This is a genomic window from Bacteroidota bacterium (assembly GCA_030017895.1).
In the GTDB taxonomy this organism is placed as follows: Bacteria; Bacteroidota; Ignavibacteria; order UBA10030; family BY39; genus JASEGV01.
Genome location: JASEGV010000102.1, coordinates 1 through 9,241, shown reverse-complemented (window position 1 = coordinate 9,241; position 9,241 = coordinate 1). Strand labels below are relative to the sequence as shown.

Below are 9,241 nucleotides of genomic sequence, written 5' to 3'. Positions count from 1 at the left end.
ACGATAAAATCTATAACACTAAACTTATATTTGAATTTTTGGAACTGCCCTTTATCTTTTTGGCTCGTCATTTTTCATCCATCAAATTTAAAGTTCATCCACCGATGGAAGTATAATAATTTCCGGATTTAAAAACTAATATTATTAAAAAAATAGTTTGAAATTTGAACAAATAACGGGATTATCTGAGATAAACAAAAAATCTCTTGCAGATATAATTCAAATTTTGTATTATAGCAATGCTCATTAAAAAGGAAACAGCTTTTAAAAAAATATGACCTTATTATCTCTCAACCCAAATGAAAATGAAAAGCAGAATGAATTCAAATCGGAAGCAATTCCGCAGATGAATGTATTATATAGTTTTGCACGACATTTAACAGGTAATGCTGATGATGCAGACGATTTGTTACAGGATACATTTCTGAAGGCTTATAGATTTTGGGATAAATATGAAAAGGGAACTAATATACGCGCATGGCTGTTTCGTATAATGAAAAATTCTTACATCAACCGATATCGGAAAGTTACAAAAGAACCTGATCTGATTGACTTTGGTGAGATACAAGAGTTTTATACTCGATTACAGGACACAGCTACTGAAGATTACGATTTAGCGAAGCAGATGTTCGGCGGCGTGTTGGACGACGAGGTCGCAAAAGCTTTAGATGAGTTGCATCCGGATTTTAAAACGGTAGTAATACTTTGCGACATCGAAGGTTATACATACGAAGAAATTGCAGAGTTTGTAGATATCCCGGTTGGAACAGTCCGCTCCAGATTACATCGTGGCAGAAAAATGTTACAATCAAAATTATTCGGGTATGCAAAGAAAAAAGGTTTCGTTAAATAAAAAATAATTAATTATAAACATAGACAGGTATTTGATATAAATTTTGATAGGTAATCTGTGAATTGTAGTGAAGTGCTGGAACATATTAGTTCCGTGGTTGATAAACGCCTCGGTGGCAAAGAATTAGATGAATTCAATCAGCACGCTAAAATTTGTAAAAGATGCAAAGATGAATACGAGCTTGAGAGAGTTACTAAGAAATTTTTGCAATCGAGTTTGCATCCATTCCCTCCGCCTCCTTATCTTGAGCACAGGATATTGACTCACATAAATAGCAATATAAATTCTGGAAATATTTTTACAGGCATTGCTTCTTTTTTTGGATTGATAGTAAAACGGTGGTACCTAACCGTTGGACTTACGACCGCAGTAATTTTGATATTTGTTTTGACTCAAGAACCGTCGTCCCATTCGCACAACAGCCCTCATGATAACAACTTTATTCATTTCGTCTATAACAATTATGATGCGGTGCTGAAGGGTAAGATGGCTTCGTTCTTTCAGGCTAACGATACACACGAACTTGAAATTCCTCAACTGAAAGATTGTTCTTTGCTTGGAGGTTGCGTTACGTCCGAGAGAGGGCAGCGGGTAACCCACTCGATATATAAAAAAGAGAATTGTATTATCTATTACCTTCAAATTAATTTCGATTCGATTAAAAACAATCCTAATCTAACACTTCCTTCACATGTACTTAAAACAATTAAAGAAACAGGATGGTATGTTGCCGATATGCATAAATGCTGTTCGGTAATATTATGGGTTAAAGAGAATAATTTATTTGCTGCCGCATCTGAAATGGATAAAAATAATTTAATGGTTTACTTAACTGATACGGAGACGCAATGGTAATTTTTAAAAATTTTGCAATCACTCTCATTTTACTCGGCATCATTATTGGTTGTGAAACAAAAGAAAAAGTTGGGAGCGACAAAAATAACGAAAACGTATTCCCTTTACTTTCTGTACAAACGAGAGAAGGAATCGTTCCGGATTTTAGTTGGAATGGAGGGGACGGTAAAACCAATAATTTTGATTCGTTTCGAAAAGAAGTTACGCTTGTAAATTTCTGGGCAACATGGTGCGCCCCGTGTAAGAAAGAGCTTCCCGATTTAGTTGCAATTAATGAGGAATTCGCTTCGAAGGGGGTAAAAGTTATTGGTATTTCAACAGATAAGGGGACGAATGTGATTTCTGAAGTGAGTGATTTTTTAAATGAAAATAAAGTATCGTATATGAACATTGTTGATAACGGCGAACTTGCGTCTGCTTTTGGAAACATTCGCGGTATTCCCACCACTTTTTTAATAAACAAAGAAGGGAAAATAGTTGATCGGTTTGTAGGAATCAGAACAAAAGATTTTTTTGTCGAGCAGATAAACCAACTCCTGCAATAAATGCCTCAGCAAACTCAGATAAGTAATATCGGTGAATTTGGGCTGATAGAAAAAATTAAAGAAATTGTTGGTACCAGTATAGATGATAATCTAATTAAGGGAATTTCCGACGATACGGCAGTTTACAAAACTTCGCCCGATAAGCTTCAGCTTTTAACTACAGATGCAATGGTTGAGGGTGTCCATTTCGACCTTACATTTACATCTATGCAGCATTTAGGATGGAAATCGATAGTTTCAAATATCAGCGACATTGCTGCGATGGGTGGAGTACCTCGCTACGTAGTTATAACTTTATGCCTCCCGCAAAAAATATCTGTTGAAATGGTGGAAGATTTTTATCGTGGTGTTGTTCAAGCGTGTAAAAAATATTCTTGTCTCGTGGTTGGCGGCGATACAACGTCGGCAACGGGGAATACTGTAATATCAATTTCATTAACGGGCGAAGCTGACCCTGAAAAAATAGTTTATCGCAGTGGTGCTATGGTTGGCGATTTAATTTGCGTTACAGGACATTTGGGTGCCTCGCACGCGGGTTTAAAAATTCTATTAAGTGAAAAAAATAAGTATATAAATGATACAACAAATTTTAAATCCAATATCGAGCAGTATAAACCTGTATTGGAAAAGTATCTGATGCCAAAGCCACGGTTGGATATTTCCAAAATATTAACACAAAATATCAAAGTAAACTCAATGATTGATATCAGCGATGGACTTGCATCCGAGGTTCATCATTTGTGTAACAACAGCGGGGTTGGAGCTGAAGTCTGGGAACATAACATTCCTGTTGATTCAAATTCGCAGCGCGTTGCTGCTGAATTTTCAGAAAATATTATCGACTATGCGCTTTACGGGGGTGAGGAATATGAATTGCTGTTCACACTAACCGATTCCGAATTCGAAAAATTAGAAAATCTAACTTCCGATGTTACCATATTAGGCAGGATCGTGGAACAATCGGAAGGGATAAATCTTATCCGTGAAAACGGTGAACGAAAATTGTTGGGTGCGTCCGGCTGGGATCATTTCAAAAAAGAAAAATAAATTATGTTAATATATCTTTTGCGTCATGCTGATGCATTAATGAACGGTTATAACGAGAGGACGCCTCCTTTGAGTGAAGAAGGAAAAGCGAGTATATATAAACTTGCTGATTATATCAAATCAAAAAAAATACGATTCACTAACATTATTTCAAGTCCGCTACTTCGTGCCTGGCAAACTGCAACTATTATCGCTGAAATTTCGAATCATAGTCCAGTAATTATCGAGTCCAACAACTTATTGCCCGAATGCGATCCGGAAAAACTACTGAACGATCTAACAAATTTTTCAGATGATGGAAAGTTACTTTTAGTAGGACACCAACCGTTATTGGGGGCAACGATTTCGACTTTGATTAGCAAGAGGGATGCGTTAATCGAAATGAAAAAAGCTTCGTTTGCCTGTGTCGAAATTAACAAACCCATTTCAGCAGGAAAAGGTGTCTTAAAATTTCTATTAAATCCTGAAATGTTTGTTTAGAAAAAAATCTATTTCTTAAATTCTACTTCGAACATTTCATAATGCGACTGGGACATACCTAAATTTTCGTATGCCTTCTTTGCTCGTTCGTTATTCCGTTCCACATAAAGCCGCAAACCGCAAACACTTTTATCGCCGCTAGCGAGGTCGTTTACGTGTTGGTATAAATTTCTGAAAACCCCTTGCTGTCTGTATTCCGGCAGAACGTAAACACTCTGAATCCACCAGAAGAACCCGCAGCGCCAATCGCTCCACTCGTATGTAATCATCAACTGACCGACCATTTTTCCATTCATTTCTGCAATATAATAACACCCCTTATTTTCGTCAGTTAATACCGAGTCAACACCACACTTTAAAATATCCATATTTAACTGAATGCCTTCGGTTTCTTTTCCCATCGCAGCATTGAATTCGATTATATTGTTTGCATCTTTTAATTCAGCCGGTCTTATAAGCAGAAAATTTTCCATCAAGAATTCCAATATTATTTTGAAAAATATAAAGCTCCCTCGGGTCCTAAAGGTAACCCGAATAATATCCAAGCCACAAGCAACAAAATCCACATGAGTGTGAAAATGATAGAATAAGGAAGCATCATCGAGATAATCGTTCCCATTCCGTATTTATCGTTGTATTTTTGAGCGAAGCTTACAATGAGAGCAAAGTAACTCATCATGGGTGTTATAAGGTTGGTAACGGAATCGCCGATGCGAAATGCAGCCTGTGTTAGTGCCGGATGGTAACCTAACAGCATAAACATAGGCACAAACACAGGAGCCATAATTGCCCATTTTGCGGATGCACTTCCCATAAACATGTTAATAAAAGCTGAGAGGAAAACAAAGCCGATTATAAGAGAGATTCCGGTTAAACCTATCGACTTTAAAAATTCAGCACCATCGATCGCCAGAATAACACCGAGATTACTCTGCCGGAAGAAATAAACGAATTGGGCTGCGAAAAATACTAAGACGATGTAACCAGCCATCCCGCTCATCGAGCTGATAATATGTTTTATTGCTTCCTTGTCGTTTCGAATTGTCTTGACAACGAGTCCATACACGAGACCTGGTATAAAAAAGAAGATCATAACTGCTGTAATCATACCTTCTAAAAACGGCGATTTAAGGATAGAACCTGTTTCCGGATTACGGAGTAGTGCGTTCTCCGGAACGGTTATAATAATAAATGTTATCGAAGCTACGAGGACGCTAATTCCTGCCCATCTCAACCCTTTTTTTTCGATAGCAGAAATTGTGTCGATGGAGATTGCTTGAGAACTGCCGTTGTATTTTCCGAGGCGCGGTTCTACTATTTTTTCCGTTACCCATGTACCAGCAATGACTATGACAATACCCGATACGAACATAAAATAAAAATTTATCGCTGGGTTGAGATGTATCGTGGGGTCAATAATTTGTGCAGCGGATTGACTTAGTCCAGCTAAAACTGGGTCTATTGACCCGATAATAAAATTTGCACCGAACCCACCACTTACACCAGCAAAAGCTGCTGCGAGTCCGGCAAGCGGATGTCTGCCGAGAGCTAAAAATACTATTGCAGCGAGTGGAATTAGAATAACATACCCTGCTTCTGAAGCAGTATGCGATAGTACACCTGCGAATACAATGGTTGTAGTAATCAGTCGCTTTGGCGCCGTTATTACGACGGCTTTGATGAGAGTAGTTAATAGACCCGACCCTTCGGCTAACCCGATGCCGATCATTGCCGTTAGCACAATTCCGAGTGGGGGAAACTCAACAAAGTTTCTAAATAAATTTGAGTACATCCAGCGGAGTCCATCGCCGCTTAGCAAATTCGTAACCGTAACGATTGTCCCATTTGAGGGATGCAATGCTTTTAATCCGACGTGGTAGCCGATGGCTGAGGCGATTGCGACCAAAAGGGCGAGAATCCCAAACAAAGTTGCCGGGTGAGGTAGTGCATTTCCGGTTTTTTCGACAATATCTAACGAGCGCTTAAAAAGGTTTGAGAAAAAAGTTGATATTTTATTCATTATAACCTTTCGAACTTTGCTTGGAAGAAACGTAAATATTTTGGTTCGTAAACCATTTTCAAACCTTTAATGCTATTTCTGTTTTCGTATGTTTCCACAATAGATTCAATTGTAACGTCGCAATGAGCTTGTGTATAAACTCGTCGCGGAAAAGTAATCCGCACAAGTTCGAGTTTTGGATAGTAATGGTCACCGGTATCTTTATTTCGGCCTGCGGAAACTATTCCTCTCTCCATTGTTCGCACTCCGGAGTCGAGATAGATTTCTGCTGCTAAGGTTTGAGCTGGAAATTCTATTTGTGGAATTTGCGGAAAAAACCTTTTAGCATCCAAGAAAATAGCATGTCCTCCTATTGGCTTGACAATCGGGATATCGAATTGTAATAATTTTTCTCCGACATATTCTACTTGTCCGATTCTTGCTCTGATGTGATCGAATTGAACAGCTTCCTCAATACCGCGAGCCATAGCTTCCATATCACGTCCAGCTAAGCCGCCATAAGTGTGTAGCCCTTCATAAATAACCACCATGTTTCTCGCTTCTTCAAATATTTCGTAATCATTGAGAGCCAAGAAACCACCCATATTGACAAGCAAATCTTTTTTGCCACTCATTGTTGCGCCGTCGGTATAGGAACACATTTCTTTTAAAATTCCATCGATCGTTTTATTCTGATAACCATCTTCACGAGTTTTAATAAAATATGCATTCTCGATTGCACGTGTTGCGTCAAAAATTATTTTGATACCATATTTCGATGTCAGCTCCCGAACTTGTTTCATATTTTCCATCGAGATTGGCTGGCCTCCTGCCATATTAACCGTTCCTGCTACACTCACGTAGGGGATTTTGTTGGCTCCTACTTTTTTTATAAGGTCATCTAGTTTTTGTAAATCAATATTTCCTTTGAATGGATGTTCCACTTCTGTTTGATGAGCCTCATCAATAATAACATCTACAAAAGTTCCTCCGGCAAGTTCTTGGTGAAGACGCGTGGTTGTAAAATACATATTACCGGGAATGAAATCTCCCTTTTTAATTAAAATTTGAGAAATCAAATTTTCGGCACCGCGACCTTGGTGTGTAGGCACTAAATATTTATACCCATAATATTTTTGAACAGCTTCTTCAAGGTGGTAAAAGTTTTTACTGCCGGCGTAAGCCTCGTCGCCTAACATCATCCCAGCCCATTGATATTCACTCATCGCATTAGTTCCACTATCAGTCAGCAAGTCGATATATACATCTTCCGATTTTAAAAGAAAAGTATTATAGCCTGCTTCGGCAAGTGCTTTTTGGCGATATTCCATAGTTGTCATTTTTAAGGGTTCAACCATTTTAATTTTGAATGGCTCAGCCCAAGATCTTCTTTTTAAAGTATTCATACTCAAATTCTATTTCCTATATTATTTAGATTGTAAGATTCATAGAAAAATTGTTTGATGAATATATAAATAAATCATAACTATTACAAGAATTTTTTTCCTAAAAAAGATTGTTTTCGAGTTGTTTTAGTAGAAAAAATAAATTATCATCTAAACACTAAAAAATAAATTTAAAGGGTGCTTGACTTATATGAAAAATGTTTGTATATTATGAGCCCATTATGAATGATTAAATGTTCATAAGATGTTCTTTGAAAATAGTGTGTATGGCTCTAAAATCAATTTAGATAGAAAAACAACCTTTTTTTACAGGTTAAACTCGAAGAAAATAAAGTTTTAAACTTTACAACGGAGAGTTTGATCCTGGCTCAGGACGAACGCTGGCGGCGTGCTTAACACATGCAAGTCGGGGAGAACGGGGTAGCAATATCCCTAGTAAACCGGCAGACGGGTGAGTAATGCGTAGGCAACCTACCTTGAAAACGGGGATAACTCCGAGAAATCGGGGCTAATACCCGATAATATCTTTTAATAGCATTATTATGAGATCAAAAGCCCCAAAAGGGTGTTTCAAGATGGACCTGCGTCCCATTAGGTAGTTGGCGGGGTAAAAGCCCACCAAGCCGACGATGGGTAGCTGGTCTGAGAGGATGATCAGCCACACTGGAACTGAGACACGGTCCAGACTCCTACGGGAGGCAGCAGTGAGGAATATTGCTCAATGGGCGAAAGCCTGAAGCAGCGACGCCGCGTGAAGGATGAAATCCGTTAGGATGTAAACCTCTGTGGAGAGGGAAGAATATGGCGCCTTGAGCGCCGTTGACTGTACCTTTTTAGAAAGCACCGGCTAACTACGTGCCAGCAGCCGCGGTAATACGTAGGGTGCGAGCGTTGTCCGGAATTACTGGGTGTAAAGGGTCCGTAGGCGGGTGGATAAGTCAATGGTGAAATCTCACAGCTCAACTGTGAAACTGCCTTTGATACTGTCCATCTTGAGTGTGAGAGAGGATGATGGAATTCATGGTGTAGCGGTGAAATGCGTAGATATCATGAAGAACACCAGTTGCGAAGGCGATCATCTGGCTCATAACTGACGCTGAGGGACGAAAGCGTGGGGAGCAAACAGGATTAGATACCCTGGTAGTCCACGCCCTAAACGATGGATACTAGGTGTCGGTCCCGTTCGGTACTTGCAAGTTCAAGTGCCGAACGGGATCGGTGCCAAAGTTAACGCATTAAGTATCCCACCTGGGGAGTACGATCGCAAGGTTGAAACTCAAAGGAATTGACGGGGGCCCGCACAAGCAGTGGAGCATGTGGTTCAATTCGATGCAACGCGAAGAACCTTACCTGGGTTTGAAAGGCAAGTGACAGTCCCTGAAAGGGGATCTCTCCGCAAGGGGCACTTGTACAGGTGCTGCATGGCTGTCGTCAGCTCGTGCCGTGAGGTGTTTGGTTAAGTCCAGCAACGAGCGCAACCCCTGCACTTAGTTGCCATCAGGTTATGCTGGGCACTCTAAGTGGACTGCCTACGTAAGTAGTGAGGAAGGTGGGGATGACGTCAAGTCCTCATGGCCCTTACATCCAGGGCTACACACGTGCTACAATGGTCGATACAACGGGTTGCCAAACCGCGAGGTGGAGCTAATCCCTTAAAATCGACCTCAGTTCGGATTGGAGTCTGCAACTCGACTCCATGAAGCTGGAATTGCTAGTAATCGCGGATCAGCACGCCGCGGTGAATACGTTCCCGGGCCTTGTACACACCGCCCGTCAAGCCATGGAAGCTGGGGGTACCCGAAGCCGGTGCGCAAACCGCAAGGAAGCAGCCGTCTAAGGTAAAATCAGTGACTGGGGCTAAGTCGTAACAAGGTAGCCGTACCGGAAGGTGCGGCTGGATCACCTCCTTTCTAAGGAGTTTTTACGAGAAATCGGAAAAACACTTCGAACCAAATCTTTTAAGTTGATCTTACGCCTGCACACTATTTTTATTATTCTTTAAAGGGCGGTTCCAAAAATTGACTTATTGAATACTTTTTTTGTATATTTAAGAAAA

8 protein-coding genes and 1 rRNA gene are annotated in these 9,241 nt (G+C 39.9%); 6 read left to right on the top strand and 3 right to left on the bottom strand.

The genetic code is table 11. From position 1 onward, the window contains the following. The first annotated feature begins 274 nt into the window (after positions 1 to 274). From QME58_13350 to QME58_13330, 5 genes are read left to right on the top strand one after another with little or no spacing between them, the layout of a single operon-like run. Positions 275 to 853, top strand: a complete 579-nt coding sequence (locus QME58_13350; protein MDI6804802.1) for a sigma-70 family RNA polymerase sigma factor — start codon at positions 275 to 277, stop codon at positions 851 to 853. Positions 854 to 910: 57 nt separating this feature from the next. Then, positions 911 to 1,708, top strand: a complete 798-nt coding sequence (locus QME58_13345; GenBank protein ID MDI6804801.1) for a zf-HC2 domain-containing protein — start codon at positions 911 to 913, stop codon at positions 1,706 to 1,708. Further along, positions 1,702 to 2,253: a TlpA disulfide reductase family protein gene (locus QME58_13340; GenBank protein MDI6804800.1), complete on the top strand. Its 552-nt coding sequence runs from the start codon at positions 1,702 to 1,704 to the stop codon at positions 2,251 to 2,253. The genes QME58_13345 and QME58_13340 overlap by 7 nt, the downstream gene beginning before the upstream one ends. Beyond that, a complete protein-coding gene (thiL, locus tag QME58_13335; protein ID MDI6804799.1) occupies positions 2,254 to 3,300 on the top strand; it encodes a thiamine-phosphate kinase in 1,047 nt (348 codons plus the stop codon). It begins immediately after the preceding gene. 3 nt (positions 3,301 to 3,303) lie between these two features. Continuing rightward, positions 3,304 to 3,780, top strand: a complete 477-nt coding sequence (locus QME58_13330) for a histidine phosphatase family protein (protein ID MDI6804798.1) — start codon at positions 3,304 to 3,306, stop codon at positions 3,778 to 3,780. Positions 3,781 to 3,788: 8 nt separating this feature from the next. Here the strand turns inward: QME58_13330 and QME58_13325 are convergent, their stop codons facing one another. The 3 genes from QME58_13325 to QME58_13315 are packed head-to-tail and all read right to left on the bottom strand — an operon-like array spanning position 3,789 to position 7,185. Then, positions 3,789 to 4,253, bottom strand: a complete 465-nt coding sequence (locus tag QME58_13325; GenBank protein MDI6804797.1) for a GNAT family N-acetyltransferase — start codon at positions 4,251 to 4,253, stop codon at positions 3,789 to 3,791. Positions 4,254 to 4,267: 14 nt separating this feature from the next. Then, positions 4,268 to 5,800 (bottom strand): AbgT family transporter, encoded by a 1,533-nt coding sequence (locus tag QME58_13320; protein ID MDI6804796.1) that lies wholly within the window; start codon positions 5,798 to 5,800, stop codon positions 4,268 to 4,270. Continuing rightward, positions 5,800 to 7,185 carry a tyrosine phenol-lyase gene (locus QME58_13315; GenBank protein ID MDI6804795.1) on the bottom strand — a complete coding sequence of 462 codons (1,386 nt, stop codon included), beginning with the start codon at positions 7,183 to 7,185 and terminating at the stop codon, positions 5,800 to 5,802. The genes QME58_13320 and QME58_13315 overlap by 1 nt, the downstream gene beginning before the upstream one ends. Positions 7,186 to 7,530: 345 nt before the next feature. On the opposite strand from QME58_13315, the gene QME58_13310 reads away from it, so the two are divergent. Next, positions 7,531 to 9,095: ribosomal RNA gene (locus QME58_13310) — 16S ribosomal RNA — on the top strand. The last annotated feature ends 146 nt before the right edge of the window (positions 9,096 to 9,241 follow it).